This is a genomic window from Paenibacillus suaedae (assembly GCF_032337355.1).
GTDB classification, from domain to species: Bacteria; Bacillota; Bacilli; order Paenibacillales; family Paenibacillaceae; genus Paenibacillus_B; species Paenibacillus_B suaedae.
Map to the genome: position 1 here is coordinate 157,934 of NZ_JAVYAA010000002.1, position 20,480 is coordinate 178,413.

8 protein-coding genes are annotated in these 20,480 nt (G+C 49.6%); all 8 read right to left on the reverse strand.

Annotated features, from left to right (window positions below; translation table 11 throughout):
• Positions 1 to 150: 150 nt before the first annotated feature.
• The 8 genes from RQP50_RS08635 to RQP50_RS08670 all read right to left on the reverse strand — a co-directional run bounded on the left by RQP50_RS08635 (position 151) and on the right by RQP50_RS08670 (position 20,262).
• A complete protein-coding gene (locus RQP50_RS08635) occupies positions 151 to 1,227 on the reverse strand; it encodes a monodechloroaminopyrrolnitrin synthase PrnB family protein (protein ID WP_072730806.1) in 1,077 nt (358 codons plus the stop codon).
• 276 nt (positions 1,228 to 1,503) lie between these two features.
• Positions 1,504 to 3,174, reverse strand: coding sequence for a glycerol-3-phosphate dehydrogenase/oxidase (locus tag RQP50_RS08640; RefSeq protein WP_315744822.1), 1,671 nt, complete (start codon positions 3,172 to 3,174; stop codon positions 1,504 to 1,506).
• A 177-nt stretch (positions 3,175 to 3,351) separates the two neighbouring features.
• Complete coding sequence (glpK, locus tag RQP50_RS08645; protein ID WP_072730804.1) at positions 3,352 to 4,842, reverse strand: glycerol kinase GlpK; 1,491 nt, start codon at positions 4,840 to 4,842, stop codon at positions 3,352 to 3,354.
• 139 nt (positions 4,843 to 4,981) lie between these two features.
• A complete protein-coding gene (locus tag RQP50_RS08650; protein WP_072730803.1) occupies positions 4,982 to 5,782 on the reverse strand; it encodes an MIP/aquaporin family protein in 801 nt (266 codons plus the stop codon).
• A gap of 173 nt (positions 5,783 to 5,955) precedes the next feature.
• The gene (locus RQP50_RS08655; RefSeq protein WP_072730802.1) at positions 5,956 to 6,516 is read right to left on the reverse strand and encodes a glycerol-3-phosphate responsive antiterminator; all 561 of its coding nucleotides are present in this window, start codon (positions 6,514 to 6,516) and stop codon (positions 5,956 to 5,958) included.
• Between the two features lie 223 nt (positions 6,517 to 6,739).
• On the reverse strand, positions 6,740 to 8,581 hold the full coding sequence (locus RQP50_RS08660) for an ABC transporter ATP-binding protein (RefSeq protein WP_072730801.1): 1,842 nt from the start codon (positions 8,579 to 8,581) through the stop codon (positions 6,740 to 6,742).
• Positions 8,578 to 10,389: an ABC transporter ATP-binding protein gene (locus RQP50_RS08665; RefSeq protein WP_072730800.1), complete on the reverse strand. Its 1,812-nt coding sequence runs from the start codon at positions 10,387 to 10,389 to the stop codon at positions 8,578 to 8,580. Before RQP50_RS08665 ends, RQP50_RS08660 begins: the two co-directional genes overlap by 4 nt.
• A gap of 369 nt (positions 10,390 to 10,758) precedes the next feature.
• Complete coding sequence (locus tag RQP50_RS08670; protein ID WP_315744827.1) at positions 10,759 to 20,262, reverse strand: non-ribosomal peptide synthetase; 9,504 nt, start codon at positions 20,260 to 20,262, stop codon at positions 10,759 to 10,761.
• Positions 20,263 to 20,480 lie beyond the last annotated feature (218 nt).

Genomic DNA, 20,480 nt, shown 5'->3' on the forward strand with positions numbered 1-20,480 from the left:
TTTAAATGAAATGCAGTCAAGGGCGTTTTTTCGGAAAGATTTAATATCTATCAAATTGGGGTTCTAGGGGTGTAAAAAATCTGGAAGGTGCTCATGGTGAGAAACATATAATTATTACAATAGATGTAAGAAGAGATTTTTATGTTTCTGTCATAATTTAGGTATTATCATGTCTGATTGAGGTATTAATTTATCCGTAACGGTACACTTGGCCTGAGCGACGACGTTAATTCTCTCCTGCAAAAAGGTATCGAACGCAAATCCTCCCGTACCTTTGGCAACGGAAGCATCTTGATTGCGAATATATCTGCTGACTAATCCCTGATGGACATTGCGGAATTTGATAATTTCATCATAAATATCGACAAGTAGGGTCAATTCTGCAGAACAATCTATGCCCGATTTCAAATCGGCGGTATAGATTTGCTTTAAAGATGGGGAAGCCAATACATTTTTGATGCAAAATTGCTCGCTCGGCTCCAAATACGGCAAAAGCTCATGAGTCGTTTCAATATAAGCATCGTCCGCAGTACCCGTAATCAAATCGGTTAGGATCACGCCCGCAATATGCACGCCACTAGGCGCATTGTAGCTAATTCCATTAAGCTTGATGGGAAAAAAATAATCTCTGAAGAAGGTAATGAAAAATACGGGATCTACTCCCTTATGTACCTCCGCGTTTTCTTTGCGCACCTGCCGCATAGCCGCTCTAACAGCATTCAGAATCTCTATCCGTTCCGGCATGTATGGATTTCGCTGAAGCTTCACTAATTCCTCAACCGCTGGCTTAAGCGCAATATCCGATTGTTGGTGCCTCGTAATAAATGCGACTTCACTCGCATCTCCCGTAAACGATCGCAAACATTCGGCGGGGTTATATGCAATATACGAAGCATAGGTATCTCTGGGAATTAAGCCAGTCAGTGAAGAAAATAACTCCAACATCGAGTACACCCTGTGCAGTTCAGAAATATTGATTCCTAGTTTTAAGCACGAAACGAAGTATATACCCAAGTCGCCCATTGCCAGCACCTTATCCTTGTAAGGGCGATGGTATGCAAAATCGACTAGCTGCTGATTATCGGCTGACAGAAGTGGAAGGCCGATCCTCATAAGGTCGGCGGGAGAACCCGTTTTATTCAGGTGGGGAAGGTCATGTACTACAAATCGACTAAAGTGACCCAATGGATAATGCAGGTCCTGACCAATGCAATTCACGCTAGTCATATCACTCTCTCCTTCGATATGAAGTTGGTTACGAGAAAGATAGTAATCTATGATTCTTGTGGGTTTAAACTATCACATAAAGGTTTTGATGTCAATTTTATCCTTTTCACTTATAAATACCTGTAACTTATGTTCTAGCTCAATTTGTGGCTTCTTATGGGAGTGTTTAGTTGATTTGCTAGAAATAGAGGAGACTACAAAGCTGATCGACTAAAATCAAGCCTCCAATCATGATTGATCAGAGGCCTTTACAATAAAGTTCTTTAATCCAAAACATTAATTCGCTTCCACCTGTGGGACGACGGCATGATGAAGTGCGGTGTCGAGCTCCGATGTATATTGATTGCGCTGTTCTTCCGTCCAGCCGAACGCAGAAGCCATGTAGGCAATGACCGGCTGCTTCCAATCCCGTACCCACTGGATGTTAAAGAAGAGTGCACCCGTTCGGCGAATGAAGAAGTCCACCGGCTTCAATGTCATTTCTTCTTCCATGGCATATAACAGCGGGACAAGCACTTCTAGCGGAAGACCGCTTTGTTCCGTCTTGCTCCGATAACGGTCGGCCAGTTCGAAGATTACATCCACGTTAGAGCCGTACATACGTGCCCAGCGCTTGGCCAGTGCCCCATCAAGCCCATTTCGTATGCCTTCATTCATTTTGCTTTCCACGAAGCTCGGGAAATCGGCCGAGCCGCCTACATGCCCGCCTGATATGGGCATCTGCTTCGTCATTGCAGCTGTAAACGCAATTCCTTCTTCTTGGCTAAGCAGCTTCATGACCAAATCAACGATCATTTCAGCCATTTTACGATATCCGGTCAGTTTGCCGCCTGCAATCGTAATCAATCCAGATGGAGATTGCCAAATCTCATCTCTGCGGGAAATCTCAGATGCATTTTTCCCTTCTTCATAGATGAGCGGCCTTACCCCTGCCCAACTCGATTCAACGTCGTCTGCGGTAAGCTGAAGCGAAGGGAACATATAATGAATCGCCTTCATGATATAGTCACGATCCGCCTTCGTCATGACAGGTTGAACCGGATCTGCCTTATAGAACGTATCCGTTGTGCCTACATACGTTTTTCCGTCGCGTTGAATTGCGAACACCATTCGGCCGTCCGGCGTGTCGAAGTAAATCGCTTGCTTGAGCGGAAACTTCGACTGATCGATGACGAGATGCACCCCTTTGGATAGTTGAAGATGCTTGCCTGTCTTCGAATGATCCTTATTACGAAGGTCATCAACCCAAGGACCTGCCGCATTGATAATCTTCTTGGCACGGAATTCGAACGCTTCCCCATCCAATTGATCAACAACACGGACGCCAACAATTTTTCCGTTATCATACAAAAACGAATCTACCTTCATATAGTTCAGAGCCATGGCTCCATTCCGAACGGCTTCCTTCATGACTTCAATCGTCAACCGCGCGTCGTCAGTTCGATATTCTACATAATAACCGCCACCTAAGAGCCCTTCCTGCTTCAACAGCGGCTCACGTCTAAGCGTCTCTTGCTCCGACAGCATACGGCGTCGCTCGCTGCGCTTAACACCAGCCAGAAAGTCGTAAACACGCAAGCCGATCCCAGTGCTGAATTTGCCGAACGTTCCGCCGCGATGAAGCGGAAGCAGCATCCACTCAGGCGTTGTTACATGCGGCCCATTCTCATATACAATGGCGCGCTCCTTGCCGACTTCAGCTACCGTCTTCACATCAAATTGCTTCAAGTAGCGGAGACCGCCATGAACAAGCTTCGTTGAACGGCTAGACGTCCCTGCGGCGAAGTCCTGCATCTCGAATAGTGCAGTTCTCAATCCTCTCGTTGTCGCATCCAACGCAATCCCTGCGCCCGTGATTCCTCCTCCAATAACGATCACGTCAAGCGGCTTCTGACCCATTGCTTGTACGATAGATTTGCGCTTCATAGCGGAAAAGACAGTTGTCATATGATAACCTCCCTCGTCATAAAGACGGCATGAAAAGTAAGTACTCGCCCATGCTCACATCGAAAACAAAAAAACCGCAATAACACTAAAGTCATAGACTAAAGTGCAATTGCGGTTCTCAATTCTCCAACCGAATTTAAATATTAACTTATTTAAAATTGTAGCATATTCGTGCTCTTATTTAAATACTTTTGTTGCCTCAATGGCTTTGCCCCAGCCGGAATACAAGGCATTGCGGCGTTCTTCCTGCATGGACGGTGTAAAGGTACGATCAATGCTCCATTGCGCCGCTATCTCGTCCCGGTCGCTCCAGTATCCTACAGCCAAACCGGCAAGGTATGCCGCGCCTAGCGCAGTTGTTTCAAATACTTGCGGGCATTCCACCGGTACGCCCAGCATGTCGCTCTGGAACTGCATCAGGAAATTGTTCTGAATTGCTCCTCCATCCACACGCAGCTTGGTCAGCTTGATGGACGAGTCGGCCTCCATTGCAGTCAATACGTCTTTCGTCTGATAAGCGAGCGATTCCAATGTTGCGCGGATGAAGTGTTCTTTCGAAGTGCCGCGCGTCAGGCCGAAGATCGCACCTTTCACCTCACTGTCCCAGTACGGCGTACCCAATCCGACGAAGGCTGGAACGACATACACGCCGTCTGTTGACTCCACCTTGCTTGCATATAACTCACTATCCTTGGATTCCTTGATCATGCGCAACCCATCGCGAAGCCATTGAATAGCGGAGCCAGCAACGAAAACGCTTCCTTCCAGCGCATATTCTACTTTGCCGTCAATACCCCAAGCGATTGTCGTTAGCAACCCATGAGAGGACTTCACAGCCTGTTCGCCAGTATTCATCAACATGAAGCATCCCGTACCGTACGTGTTCTTGGCCATGCCCTGCTGGAAACATGCTTGCCCGAACAGTGCCGCTTGCTGATCTCCCGCAGCGCCCGCAATCGGAATCTCCTCGCCGAAGAAATGGAAGTCCACCGTTTTGCCGTATACTTCGGAAGAAGAACGCACCTCTGGAAGCATCTGCTTCGGAATCGTTAGCAGCTCCAGCAGTTCATCGTCCCACTTCAGCTCATGTATATTGTACATAAGGGTACGTGAAGCGTTGCTATAGTCTGTTACATGCACATTGCCGCCCGTGAGCTTCCAAATAAGCCATGTATCGATTGTCCCGAACAATAGATCGCCACGCTCTGCCTTTTCCCGCGCGCCAGGAACGTTATCGAGAATCCATTTGACCTTAGTACCCGAGAAATAAGAGTCAATGAGAAGCCCCGTCTTGGAGCGGAACAGTTCACCGTAACCTGCCTCCTGTAATTCATCGCAGATGGACTTCGTCTGTCTCGATTGCCATACGATCGCATTGTATACCGGACGGCCAGATTCCTTATCCCACACGACAGTCGTCTCGCGCTGGTTCGTAATACCGATGCCTGCAATTTGTTTTGGCTTTACGCCGGATTCAATGAGGCATGTCGCGATGACAGCCAAAATCGTTCCCCAGATTTCCTGTGCGTTGTGCTCTACCCAGCCCGGTTCAGGGAAAATTTGCGTAAATTCCTTCTGGGAAACGTGGACGATTTGTCCTTCTTTGTTGAACAAGATGGCTCTGGAGCTCGTTGTGCCTTGGTCAAGAGATAAGATGTACTTTTCCATATAAAATTCCCCCATATTCAGTAGTGGTGAATCCCTATCTGTTGAATCATCATGATTCATTTCATCGTGATCCATGCAAGAGGATTAAGTGATCATGCACATCACGGAAAAATTGTTGATTATATCCTAGCGATAATACTTATCGAACAGCATTTTTTCTAGACAAGAACAACGAAAATACAAGGATAACAAGTGCGGTACCCGCTACTGCCCATATTACTGCATCAAACTGACCTAAAAATACATTTTTATAAAACAGCCCACCGAGCGAACCTCCAAGCAGCGGCCCAACGACGGGTATCCAGGCATACTTCCAATTGGAACCGCCCTTGCCTGCAATCGGCAGCAGCATATGCGCGATTCGCGGCCCCAGGTCGCGTGCTGGGTTGATGGCATATCCCGTTGTTCCTCCTAATGATAACCCTATGCTGACAATGAGAAATCCAACAATCAGTGGATTCAAACCATCCGTGAACTTGTTGGCGCCAATCGCCAAAATACCGAGAACCAAAATGAACGTTCCTATCATTTCACTAATTAAGTTGGAGAATGGATGATAGACGGCTGGACTTGTCGCAAATACACCCAGCTTCGCCCCCTGATCCTCCGTCAGTTTCCAGTGCGGCAAATAATGCAGAAATACAAGAACAGCTCCAACAATAGCGCCTAGCATCTGTGCCGCTATGTACGACGGTACATCAGCCCAAGGAAAATTCCCAATAAAAGCGAGCCCCAATGTAAGTGCTGGGTTGAGATGGGCTCCGCTTATCGAACCTACGGAATACGCCGCAACCGCGACAGCCAAACCCCATCCCATCGAAATGACAATCCAGCCCGAATTTGCGGCATACGATTTCTTTAGTGATACCCCTGCACATACGCCCCCGCCGAGTGCAATCAGTATCATAGTTCCAATAAATTCTCCCCAAAACGCCGACATATTGACCCCTCCTGTTGTTCATTCCTGTTAAGAAAATGCAAAGAGACCTACGTTCAAGCACACGTCGCATCTGCTGCAAGCAGAGATGACAACGCGTTTGAAAGTAGATCTCCAAGTCTCCGTAACAGTATTAACTTGATTCAAATTTTATTTAAAATTGTAAGCGTTGTCAATCACTTTTTTTCATATTTTGTCCATAATTTCGTATTTGAGGTTGTAACCGCCTCGGCACCAGCTTGCAGAGCGAGCTCCACATCTTCTCTCGTCGAGATGAACCCCCCTGCCAAAATTGGTAGGCTTGTTCGTTCTTTTACTTTGCGAATGACGTTCGGCATGCCCCCTGGCAATACTTCAATGACATCGGGCTGCGTCGTCTGCAGCAGCTTGCAACTCTTCTCCAGAGCGCTATTGTCGATCAAGAAGATGCGCTGCACAGCTACGACGCCTTTTTGCTTCGCTTTTTGAATGACGCTGGATTTTGTCGACAAAATCCCGTACGGTCGATACTCCTGACAAAGGTACTCCGTCGCGTGAGCGTCGCTTTGAAGTCCTTGGATCAGATCGATATGCAAAAATAATTTCTTGTTCGCTTGATGTACCATACTGCAGGCGTGCTTAAGTTGAGCGATATGGACATCGAGCAGGACCAAATATTCGTATGGTGAAGCTACGGCTTTCTCCAAGTCTTTCATTTGCCTCGATGCGGGCAATATTCGCTGTTCATAAAAATTCATTGGTCGAGCCCCTTCGGTTGAATCGATCTCAAGTTATTCCTATGCTGTGGTAATTCTGTTCATACCTTTCTAATAGTAAGTGTGATCTTGCTCATATGCAAGTATTTTTATATCTTACACGCTTACACAGCCACCGGAAAGTGAAATAAATGAAAAGAACCTCCGATTATTAGGATCGAAGGTTCCATGTCAGGTTATATTTCGACACTTCCAGAATAGGAATCTAAGCCTGTCCTTGGAGGCTCGCATAATAGGAGCCATGTTGGAGCAAGCTTCGGTGCGTGCCATGCTCCGCAACGGTTCCCTCCTTCATGACGAAAATAATATCCGCATGTTCCACGGTCGACAAGCGGTGGGCAACCATGATGGTCGTCCTCCCCTGCATCAACTGCTGCAATGCCTTTTGCACCCAGTGCTCCGATTCCGTATCAAGCGCAGACGTCGCCTCGTCAAGGAGCAGGATCGGTGCATTTTTGAGCAATGCTCGTGCAATTGCAATCCGCTGACGCTGCCCGCCGGACAAGGAGGCGCCCCGCTCCCCTACTGAAGTCTGATATTGATCTGGCAGCTCCTCAATAAAATGATGGGCGTATGCGGCTTGCGCTGCAGCCACCACTTCCTCATGGGATGCTTGCGGGTTGCCGTAACGGATATTCTCTTCGATGGTTCCGCTGAACAAAAATGCTTCCTGCGGCACATAGGCAATCAATCTGCGAATTTCCTCCAGCGTATAATGCCCGAATGATTTGCCTAGGAGGCGAACATCTCCTCTTTCAACCGGATAAAATCCGAGCAGCAGCTTAATCAGTGTGCTCTTCCCACTGCCGCTGGCGCCAACGATAGCTGCTACTTGTCCCGGATATACCTTCATCGATACTTGGGATATGGCTGTTTTTCCAGCAGCATAGGAGAATTCAACATCATCTAGTTCGAGCATCGGTGCTGCCGTGTTGGTATGGCTATCGATGTCGTCCGCTCTATCGATTGTACCAGTTTGATTTACAGTGTCGTTGTTCAGATCAGGTCTAAGGGTCATATCAAGTATGGCATCTTCACTCTTGATCTCACTGCCGAATCTCTCCGGCTCTTCTTCTTCATAAAGCAGCTCCTGGACTCGACTTGCACCAGCCAACGAGTTTTGGATAAGCGACATCGTAGAGCCGACATTCATGAACGAATGAGTCAAGTGAATTTGCAGCACGGCCAATGCCGCTACCGTCCCCATTGAAATGAACCCGTATGCATACAGCAAACTCCCAATAACAATAATTCCGCAAAACGTAATGTAACTGACGAAATGATTGACCGCTGCGAGCAGCCCCTTCTTATGGGCAATCTGACTCGATAGTTCCGTTACTTGCTCGTTCAACGCTTCATATTGTCCATAGATCGATCGAATGCGGAACAGCTTTACCAACTGAATCCCACCAAGAAAGTCGGAGAATTTCTCAGTCAGCTTAGCGGTCACATGCAGATGCTGGTCGTATAGATTCCGTACCGTATTTACGAACCGCGAGCTGATATAGAAGGATAAGAGCAGCACGAGTAAAGAAACGCAGGCAAATTGCCAATGCAGCGCGAACATCATGATGATGGAGCCAAAACTAATCATAATCTCGAGCAGCATGGCAAACAGGATGCCGCAGTAGGTCACTTCCAGTGTCGACACATCATTATTCATCCGGGACAGCAGCTCACCGTTGTGGGTTCGCTCAAGCATTGACATTCGCAGGCTGCACATCTTCCGATACAAGCGCTCACGTATGTTCGCCAGTGTCAGTTCCACACTTCGATGAAACAAATACGTGAACGGCGGAGCTATCAGGTTCAACAGCAGAATGGAGCCCCCCAAAATGTACAGTCCTCCATACATAAGGGATATATCATTTGACTCGGCATAATTAACCAGACTCTGCACTAACAAGCTGAAGGATAAAATAAACAGGGTGTTTACGGCGCCGCTCGCAATCATACCAATGTAATAATGCAGCTTATGCTTTTTGCTCATGAAATTCATCATGCCGACTATTTCTTTCCCATATGTAATCATGTCAGATAGTCTCACGTGCAGGCCACCTCCTCCCGCCCTGATGGCTCAGCAGAGAATTGTCGATGATATAAGCTGGCGTAAGCGCCGCCCTTGACCAATAATTCATCGTGCGTTCCTGCTTCGACGATCCCTCCGCCTTCCATCACCCATATTTCATCTGCGTGTTGAATGGTTGACAAGCGATGTGCGATGACGATCGTTGTTCGGTCTTGCATGAGCGTGTCGAGCGCTTGTTGAACGAGATGTTCAGACTCTGTATCCAAGGCAGATGTCGGCTCATCGAGCAGCAGTATAGGCGCATCCTTCAAGATTGCACGCGCAATCGTAATTCGCTGTCGTTGTCCACCTGACAGCAAGCCTCCACGCTCTCCGACCTCCGTCTGATAGCCATCCGGGAGTTCCATAATAAAAGAGTGCGCATGAGCAGCCTTAGCTGCTTCGACAATTTGATCAAACGCAGCATTAGGCCTGCCGTATCCGATATTGTCGGCTATCGTTCCGCTGAACAAGTAGGAATCCTGCGTGACAACAGACAGGTTCGAACGCAACTCATCTGGATTCCAATTCGATACGGAATGTCCATATACACGTATCGTTCCTCCGTTACAAGGCAATGAATAAAATCCACATATCAGCTTCATGACAGTGCTCTTCCCGCCGCCGCTGGCGCCGACTAACGCCACGGTCTTCCCCCGCTCCACCGCGAAACTCAAATTCCGAAGCAGCAGCGGTGAATCCTTCTCATAGGCAAAGCTAACCTGTTCAAAGGCGATTGGCATTTGATCCCGTATGCCACCATCATTCAAACTTTCGTCTGCAAGCTTCTCTCCTTGCTGTTCGACAGGCTGGGACGCAACATCATAAATCCGCTTCAATGCACCGCCCATCTCGAACGTATGTGTGATAAGTGTCGGGATGTTTTGCAGCGGCTCGAGACATAGATTGAGCAGGTAAAGGAATGTAATCAGCTCTCCTGTGCTGAACGAGCCTTGTGAAATTAAATAACTTCCATATAGAACGGAAAAGACGACCGGACTCATCATTAGCGTAAATAAAACCGGCGTAATGATGGCTTCTCTTTTGCTGACGGCCAGTTTTTTGAGCAGGGTGAGCTGCAGCAGCGATTGATAGGAACGGAACAACAAGCCTTGCAGCAAATAGCTTTTGACAAGCACCATGCCGTTCAATGTGTCCTGCACGATGGCATTCATCTGTCCCGTGCTCTCCTGTGCTTCTTCTGTCAATTGCTGCAGCTGCTTGCCAATCCACTGAGACACGAACAAAGATACTGGCACAAGTAATATGCTTAGCAGCACAAGCTCCCACCGGATCCAGAGTAAATAAGCAAAGCATCCGATAAACAGGAGAGGATGATAGAACCATTGCGGCAAGTCGCGTATCATGAACTGGTTTATGATTTGCATGTCGTTTGTGAATCGTGAGACCATATCACCCGAGTGCTGCTTATCCAAATAATGGACAGGAAGTTTTCCGATATGACGCATCATAGAGTTGCGTACATCCCGCATTGTACGGGCGCTCCCTTTTTCAATCCCGAATGTCATCATGTACTTCGCGGGAACGCCTACTGCAATAACGACAAGCACCATATACACGGTGTTGATAACTACCTGCCCATCCCCTCGTTCAGCCTTGGCGGTCAGTTGTTGGATCAGACTGCCCGTCCATATTTCGATCACCGCCGCAGCAATGGCACATAGCATACCGGCAATTAACCAGCCCTTGTGCGACTTCGCGAATGATACTAGCCATGCCACGGACTTCCATAGGGCAAACACACCTTTTTCTTTTTGCTGCTTCACGTTACGGTCTCCCCTTTGTGTCCCATAGTCGCGGCACCGCTCACAAACTGCCCCCTTCTACAGCATTCAAGCATTGCCTTCGCCGAAGTCGAGCAGTCTGTGCGCATGAGCAGGCTATGAGCATCAGTTGGTCTGTGTACATCAGATAGTTGTGTGTATCAGTTAGCTGTGTGCATCAACAAGCTGTATGCAACAGGAGCTTGTGTGCTTCAGAAATCTGTATACATCAGCAGCCTTTGTGCTTCAGCAATCTGTGTACATCAGCAGCCTTTGTACATCAGCAGTCTGTGGTGCGTTTAGCTACTTATCGCCAACTGATGCAGGCCTGCAAGCATGCCTTTCTTCATCAGGTGCCAGAAATCTGTACAACTAGTGGGTAACCATTGTTTGCTCGAGAATATGCCGAATGATTGCTTGCATGACGTTAGCGTTCGCTTCCAAGAAAGGCGGTTGAAGCACTTCTTCGTGTACACCGCGTAGGTTGTATTCCGCATACCTGCCGCGAGTAGCCTCCTGCCATGTTGCGAGCTGCTCCCCGTCTGCCTGGTTCACCTCGGATGGCTCCGCCATCAGTGCATGAATATTGGCATCAATGATGTCGGAGTTAACGAGTTCAGTCGCGTACGACCAGTACGCCCTCATCTTGTTTTTAACCTGATCGCGGAGAAGAGGATGGTGAACCAGCATTTCTTTCAGTTCCTCCACACCCTCAATCATTTGATCGATGTCGCCGTCGAATTCGTCTACTTCATGCACCTTCAGCTTCCGCAAGGAATCAACCATGATGACATCCGATACCGGATACCCTCGGCACTCCAACGCTTTCGCAACCTCGAACGTCAGATTGCCACCTAGAGAATAGCCTAACAATATAAATGGCGGCTGCGGTTGAACAGCAAGGATCGCATTCACGTATCGTTCAAGCAGTTCCTCCCGAGTTTCAGCATCATCGATAAAGTCAATGCCATGCAGGATGCAGTGATGATCCAGCTGCTTGGCCAGTTCCAAGTAGCTGAGACCGTAACCAAGTCCCGGAGGGAAGCAGAAGACAGGGATATGACCGTTTTCGTTCAATTTCATAAAATGATTTCCTGCCTTGCCTGCAAGTTCGGATTTCAACATCTCGTACGCCATCGCTTCAATTGTCGGCTCCCGGAATACGCTGTGAATTGGGATTTCAACCTCAGTCTCGGTATAGACGCGCTCCACTAGCCTCATTAAGCTTAAGGAATGACCGCCAAGCTCGAAGAAATTATCCTTAACGCCTACCTGACCTAGCCCGAGCACCTCCCTCCATATGTGAGCAAGCAGTACTTCTTGCGGCGTGCGCGGGGCCACGTATTCCGAGGCTGCCTGCACGTGCAATCCAGGGGCCGGAAGTGCCTTCCGGTTCACCTTGCCGTTCGGTGACAGTGGAAGCTTATCGAGCTGTACGAAGTAGGATGGAAGCATATATCCCGGGAGCTGCTGAGCCAATGCTATCCGCATCTCACCAGCCGTAATCGGACGAGCTGCTACATAGTAAGCGCATAGGCGCTTCTGCCCGTCACTTTCCTCCCTGACGATGACCACAGCTTCTTGGATCGCCTCAAGGTCTAACAGATGGGCTTCGACCTCACCAAGCTCGATTCGATAACCACGGATTTTCACCTGATCGTCTTTCCGTCCCACATACTCTATCGTTCCATCTGACAGCCATCTTGCCAAGTCACCCGTTCGGTACATGCGATCACCCGGAACGAACGGATTATTCACGAACTTGGCTCCTGACAAATCTGGACGGTTCAAATATCCTATGGCTACTCCATCGCCCGCTACGCATAACTCACCAGCTACACCAATCGGCTGCAGAACGTCTCCCTCGCCAACAATATATACGGCCGTATTGCCAATTGGGCGTCCGATCGGTATGGTAACGGCGCTGTCAGCTACTTCATCAACGTTGTGGCTAGTCGCAAATACGGTGCTCTCCGTTGGCCCATATACATGCTTAAGCTTGCCTGGACCCAGATGTCGGAGCGCCTTGCGCACATGGCTCACAGATGCGCGTTCCCCACCGAACAATATCGCGCGCATATGGCGCAGGCTGTCCACTCTCAGATCGACGAGCAGATTGAAATAGGCGGTTGTGATGAACATAACCGAAATCTTCTCGCTCTCGATGGTGTTGGCCAATCGTCCAGCGTCGAGTACTACCTCGCGCGTTATCAGGACAAGCTTCGCTCCATTCAGCAAGGCGCCAAATATGTCGAAAGTCGAGCCGTCAAAAGCGTAGCTGGATAATTGCAGCACCGTGTCATGCTGATCGATCTCGATATATTTCGCATCCCGCACTACTCTGACGATGTTGCGGTGAGTTGTTAAATTCCCCTTCGGCATTCCCGTTGTACCTGACGTATAAATGACGTAAGCGAGATCAGAAGCCCCATTATGCTGCTCCAGATTCGTGCCATCTGTGTGGTAGGAGCCCTCATCATCTACAAGTACAACCATGCAATCCGCAGGAATATGGTTCGCCTGCAAATGACGTTGAACGACTAGAAGCGAAGCTCCCGAATCGTCGATCATGTATCGAATGCGTTCCTCTGGATAGTCCGGATCAATTGGCACATATGCCCCGCCTGCCTTCAGGGTTGCCATAATCGCTACAATCATGTCTAGCGAACGATCCGTCATTAGACCTACGCAGCGGCCGGCTTTTACACCCTTACCTCGCAGTGTTCTCGCCAAGCGATTCGACCGTTCATTCAACTCGCGGTATGTGAGCCATTCTTCTCCGAATTGGACGGCAACCGCATCCGGCGATTTCTCTGCCTGCTCCTCGAACAAATGTTGAATCGTCTTCTCCCGCGGATAATTCGTTATCGTATCATTAAATACCAGCTTGACCTGCTCTCTTTCCTGCAGGCTCATCATATTCAGCGACATTAGCTTCGCATTCGGTTCTGCGATGATGGCATCAATTAATTGCACGAAATGCTCTCCCATGCGCCCCGCAGTCTCACTGGCATATAAAGCAGTCGCATACCCTAGACCACAAAGTATCCCTTCTTCATTCTGTTCGGCATGGAAGGTCAAATCGAACTTCGCGACAGAATGGCTGTGCGGGTATGGACTTATCCGAAGTCCATCGATATGGAAGGAGCCTTCCTGTGCATGCTCTACACTGAATATCGTATCGAACACTGGATTGCGGCTCATATCCCGAGACTTGTGAACCTTCTCCACCAACGTTTCGAACGGATAATCCTGATTCTCGAATGCGGCGAGGGCTGTATCCTTCACCTCGGTTAACAGTTCCGCGAAGGATTTCTCACCAGTTGGATAATTGCGAATGGCGAGCGTATTGACGAACATCCCAACGAGCGGCTCCAATTCCGTATGATTGCGGCCCGCGATCGGTGTTCCGACAATGATATCGTCCTGTCCCGTATATTTGTGCAGGAGCACGGTATATGCTGCAAGCAGAACCATATATAAGGTTGCGCCGTAGTTTGCCGCTAATCGTTGCAGCTGCTCGGCCTGACTGTTCGTTAAGGTGAACAAGGCCACATCACCTTCGAACTGCTGTACAGCCGGTCGCACATAATCGGTCGGCAATTCGAGCGTCGGCAGTTCTCCGTCCAATTGCTTCAGCCAATAGGATTCCTGATGCGCAAGCTTCTCTGCATATTCACTGGATTGCTGCCATACAGCATAGTCCTTATATTGGATACGCAGCGCCGGCAGTTGATCGCCTGCATATATCCGGGAGAATTCATTCACGACATGCCCCATCGTTACGCCATCGGAAATGATATGGTGCATGTCGAACATCAGAATATGGCGTTCATGTCCAGTTTCAATCAATCCGACTCTGAGCAGCGGTGCTTGATTAAGCTGGAATGGACGTACGAAATGAGTGATCAGCGCCACTGCATCTTGTTCTGATGCAAGGTGATATTCGATAGCGAACTCCACCTGCGGGTGAATGCGCTGCACAGGCTCACCGCGTACCGTCTCGAAGCTTGTCCGCAGCGATTCATGTCGGTTGATCAGCTCCTGGAAAGCCTGTTCGAATCGCGCACGATCCAGCTCTCCTTCGAGAATCAGCACCCCCGGCATGTTATAGCTTACCTCGGCTCCTGTCAGCTGGCTTACAATGAACAGCCGTTTCTGCGCTGAAGATAACGGATAATAGGCTTTTTCCTCAGCGATAGGTATTTCCGTGTAAAGTTCTTGATGCATCTCGGTTATCGCCTTCGCCATCTCCTCGATGGTCGGATGACGGAACACACCTCTTAACGGGAAGTTGACGTTCATTTCCTTGTACAGCCTGCTCACCAGCGTCGTTGCCCGCAGCGAGTGACCGCCCAGCTCGAAGAAGTTGTCCTTCACGCCTACACTTGCTAATCCCAATACATCCTGCCAAATGCGTGCAAGCCTTGCTTCCGTCTCTGTACGCGGCGCGACATACTCCGTTCCAGTCTCAATGCCGCCTTCTGGCTTCGGCAGCGCTCTCCGATCGATCTTCCCATTCGGCGTCAGCGGCAGCCGCTCCAACTGTACGAAGTAGGACGGAATCATGTAGCCTGGCAGCTCCTGCGACAATGCTGCCCGCAGCTCGCCCGCCGTGAGCGAGCGCTCTGCTGTGAAATACGCGCACAGCTGCTTCTGGCCCGCATGATCTTCCAGTGCCACCACGGTCGCCTCCTGTACCGCCGGTACATGCAGCAACTGCGATTCCACCTCGCCCAGCTCAATGCGGAAGCCCCGAATTTTCACCTGATGGTCGCTTCGGCCCACATACTCGATGCTGCCGTCTGGAAGCCAGCGCGCTACGTCACCTGTCTTATACAGCCGCTCACCAGGTGCGAACGGGTTATCAAGGAACTTCTCCTCCGTCAAGTCCGTTCTCCCCCAGTACCCGCGTCCGACACATGCCCCGGATACGTAGAGCTCGCCCTTCACGCCGATCGGCTGCAGCTCAAGGCTGTCGTTCACGATGTAAATGCTCGTGTTCGCGATCGGCTTGCCGATTGGCGGCAGACCAACCTCGATAACTTCCGGCGTCATCGTGTAGGTCGTCACGACATGAGTCTCCGATGGCCCGTAATGGTTGTGCAGGCAGATATCGAGTCGCTTCAAGCACGCCTGCACTTGTGGTGTCACGACCAACTGCTCGCCCGCCGTAATGATATGGCGAACGCAGCGCGGGAATGCTTCGGCCCACTCCGGCTCGGCGAAGATGAATTTCAGGAACGCCACTGGAATGAACATCACATCGATTTCATGCTTTTCGATTTCCTGGAACAAGCGTACCGGATCCTTGCGCATCTCATTGTCGACCATATACAAGCTTCCGCCGAACAAGAGCGCAGAGAACATTTCCTGATAGCATACATCGAAGCTGCCGGACGCATATTGCAAGATCCGCGAAGGCATCGGAATGTTCGTGCCTTTCTGCTGATAATGCAGCAAGTTGACTATGTTGCCGTGCTCCAGCATGACCCCTTTCGGATTTCCCGTCGTTCCGGATGTGTAGATGATATAGAGCAGGTTGGACGGTTTGCTGCCATTCGGTACGTCAGCTCCGTCGCCTTGGTACAGGGACTCATCGCGTACATCAATTAGGCGGACGTCATCAGGAATGATCCCCGGCAGCTCCGATTGCGCCAACACCAGCTTAGCCCCGCTGTCTGCCAGCATATAGCGAATACGCGTCTCAGGATACTCGGGATCGATCGGTACGAATGTGCCCGATGCTTTGAGTACGGCCATCACTGCGACGACTGTATCCAGCGTTCGCTCGACAATAATGCCGACAGGCTGCTCTGCGGTCACCCCATACTCACGCAGCTTCCACGCAAGCTGATTCGCCTTCCGGTTAAGATCTCGGTAACTCAATTGCTCGCTGCCTGAGACAACAGCGACAGCCTCCGGCGTCCGCTCCACCTGTTCCGCAAACAGTTCATGAACTGTCTTGTCGCTTGAGTACTCCATAACCGTACCATTGAATTCATGTTGCAGTTGAGCCTTCTCCTCGCTGGTTACCATTTGCAGTGATGAGATTGCTGCTTGCGGATTATGAGTCATGCTTCCAACGACCTGCAGGAAATGGCCGCAAAGCCTTTCAATGGTCGATCGATTGTACAATGCTGTAGCATACTCCATGGTGCAGTAGAGTCCATCGCCATCTTCTGTTACGGTCAGATTCAAGTCGAACTTAGCCATGCCATATTCAGCACCGTATGGCTTCACCTGAAGACCATCCAGATCGAATTCCCGATGCTCTGTATTCTCAAGGGCGAACATCGTGTCGAACACCGGATGACGACTCATATCTCGCGAAATTTGCACGTTCTCCACGAGTTCCTCGAACGGATAGTCCTGATGCTCGAACGCTCCCAGCGTCGTTTCTTTGATTTCCTCCAAGTAGGTAAGCACAGTCTTGGACCCTGAAGGATAATTGCGAATCGCCAGCGTGTTGACGAACATACCGATAAGCGGCTGCACATCGTCATGCGTTCGACCCGCAATCGGTGTTCCTACAACAATGTCTTCCTGGCCTGAATACTTGTGAAGGATGATCGTGTATGCCGCTAGCAGCACCATGTACAAGGTAGTTCTCGTATCGGCGGCTAATTTCCTCAAGTCTTGGCTCTGCTCGCGATCAAGCGAGAACTCGAACAGCGCACCATCATGACTCTGTACAGCAGGACGTACATAATCAGTAGGCAGCTCAAGCACAGGAAGTACGCCTTCCATTTGCTGCAACCAGTAAGTTTCTTGGCGCTTCAACTGCTCGATCTGCTCCTCGGAACGCTGCCACGCAGCAAAGTCCTTGTACTGAATGCGAAGCGGCTCAAGCTCATTCCCACTGTATAAGCTTGTGAATTCCTCGATCATAATGCCAATTGACGTGCCGTCCGAAATGATATGGTGCATGTCGAACAGGAGAATGTGACGCTGCGGAGCAAGCTCAATCAGCCCCGCCCTGAACAGTGGCGCTGTGGACAGATCGAAAGCGCGAATGAATTGCCGGATTTGCTTCTCGACTTCCGACCTTTCCAGGGCTGACATCTCTTCCACTACAAAATCAACAGTCGGATAAATGCGCTGCACAGGTTCTCCATTCACCATTTCAAAGCCGGTGCGAAGCGTTTCGTGACGTGTGATCAGCTGACGGAATGCATACTCTAATCGGTTCCGGTCAACATCGCCCTCAAGCAGTAATGCTCCTGGCATGTTATAGCTCTGCTCAGCTCCTTCCAGCTGATGCAAAATGAACAATCGCTTCTGCACCGAAGATACCGGATATACATCCTTCTCCTCAACTGTCGGGATGGGTGCGAATTTGCGTCCTTGACCATCTTCCATGAGCGCGGCCATCGCTTCCAAAGTAGGATTGCGGAACACATCGCGCAGAGACAGGCTGATATTCTCTTCTTTGTGCAGCTTGCTGACAAGTGTCGTCGCTCGTAATGAATGGCCGCCCAGCTCGAAGAAATGATCCTTTGCACCGACTCGGCTTAGACCGAGCACTTCCTGCCAGACTCTCGCAAGCCGAATTTCCTGTTCACTTCTAGGCGCCACATATTCCGTCTCTGCTTGTACGTGCTCTTCCGGTTCTGGCAGGGCTTTGCGATCTACCTTGCCGTTAGTCGTCAACGGCATCTGTTCAAGCTGAATGAAGTATGCCGGAATCATATAACTAGGCAGTTCTTTGGCAAGCATTGTTCTAATCTCGCCTGCAGGAAGCAGACGATCTGCTACATAATATGCGCACAGCTGCTTCTCTCCGTCCTCGCGGCCTCGGACGACAATCGTCGCCTTCTGAATCGGCGCCACTTTGAGCAGCTGCGCCTCTACTTCCCCAATCTCGATGCGATGACCTCTGATTTTCACCTGATCATCCATTCGGCCAACATATTCAATCGTTCCGTCCGGCAGCCATCTCGCCAAGTCCCCAGTACGATACATGCGCTCTCCCGGTACGAACGGATTATCAACGAATTTCTGTGCAGTCAGTTCTGGACGGTTCAAATATCCGCGAACTAACCCTTCTCCCGCTACACACAGCTCACCGGATACCCCTATCGGCTGTAAATCATTTCGTTCATTGACGATATAAATAGCTGTATTACTAATTGGACGACCGATCGGTACACTTACGGCTCGCTCCGGAATCTCTGTCACATCATGCCATGTCGCATATACCGTGCTTTCAGAAGGGCCGTAGGCATGCTTCAGTCTTCCCGGACCAGTCTGTTCAAGTGCTTTACGGACATGCGCGACAGAGGAGCGCTCGCCTCCGAACAATATCGCGCGGATATGACGCAGGCAGGATACGTTTACGTCAACAAGAACATTGAAATAAGCGGTAGTAATCAGCATGACCGATATTTGTTCCGTTTCGATCAGCTCCGCCAGCTTGCGTGCATCAAGCAATGTATGATGAGGAACAAGAACCAGTTGGGCCCCATTCGTTAATGCCCCGAAAATATCGAATGCGGAGCCATCGAAAGAATAACTCGATAATTGCAGTACCTTATCCTGCTCCGAAATTTCGATATAGTTGGTATTCTTCACGATGCGTACGATATTGCGGTGTGTCGTCAGGTTGCCTTTGGGATTACCCGTTGTCCCCGAAGTGTAGATGACGCAAGCCAAATCTACAGCTGTACTCTTCGATTCCAACTTCGAAGCATCCTCATGATAAGACTGCTCATCGTCAAGTATAAGGAGTCTAGCTGCTGATTCCGTATTTGGCACACGCTTCTGCAAATGCTGCTGAACCAGAATGACACGAACACCCGAATCTTCCAGCATGTAGCGAACGCGCTCCTCCGGATACTCCGGATCAATCGCGACGTAGCCGCCTCCCGCCTTCAAAACGGCAAGCATCCCAACAATCATGTCGATCGATCTTTCAGCCATGAGCCCAACTAGTGCTTCTGGCTGCACACCTTCAGATCTAAGTGTTCTGGCAAGGCGATTCGCCCGGGTATTCAGCTCATGATACGTCAGCTTGGTATCTTCATAAGAAACCGCGATTGCCTCTGGCTGTCGCTCCGCATGTTCCTCAATGAACTGATGTAGTGTTGCTTGACGAGGGAAATCCGTCCACACATCATTAAATTCATGAAGCAGGCGATGCTTCTCATCTTCGGACAATAACACGGCATTGCTGATAGGCTGGTCTGGCTGGAATAACACAAAATGAAGCAGTCTGAAAAAATGTTCGAATAGAGTGGCAATATAGGAGGCGTCATAGCGGCTTTCATCATAAAGCACCTCCAAATGAAGGCCATCGTCCTTCGCATCGAATCGGAATATGACGTCAGAGCTGACACTAAGGTCGATAGAAGCGGTATGTATGGCTGAATAAGACACTATCGTATTCATCACCGGAAGTCCGTTCGTGTCCATCTCCAGGTTTAGGTTGTGTACCATCTTCCGAAACGGAAGATGACGATGCTCCAATGCTCCTCCGACAGCTGTCTTAATTGACCCCAATACGGAACGAAAGCTGCTTCCGCGTGTCAAATTCGTCTTCATAATGAGTACGTCACGAGGTGATGAGTCATCATCCGATTCATCCATCGTCGGCATGCCTACAAGCACATTTTCTCGGTTCGTATAATGGTGGAGCAAGCAAGTGGCCCCTGCCAATCCAATCATGTACAGGGCAATATCCGAACCGTTCGCAAGAGTGTTCATTCTGTCTGACAGATCTGTTGGGAGTGCTCGGATCATAGACACTTTGGCGGCATTCGTATCCGCGTTCGCTTCTCTTCCGTGTGTACTGCAATATGGCAAGATGCTCATGCTGTCATCCGAATCAAACATCCCATTCCAATAGGCTTCTTCTTTCTCATATACCGACTTCATTCGTGAACCTCCCTGTCTTAACGGGTGTAATGAAATAGGAGAGCGCGTTCCTGCAGCGGCCACGCGCTCCCGCAATTACACAGTTCCAAGCTCAGCATGTATCGCTTGTGTACATGTACAAATGTAGAACAAGGTTGTGCACCTAGTTAACCAAATTGATAGAGCTGCAACCCTAGCTATGATCGTTAGATAAGCGGGGTTTCTCAGGGTGGAGGCGG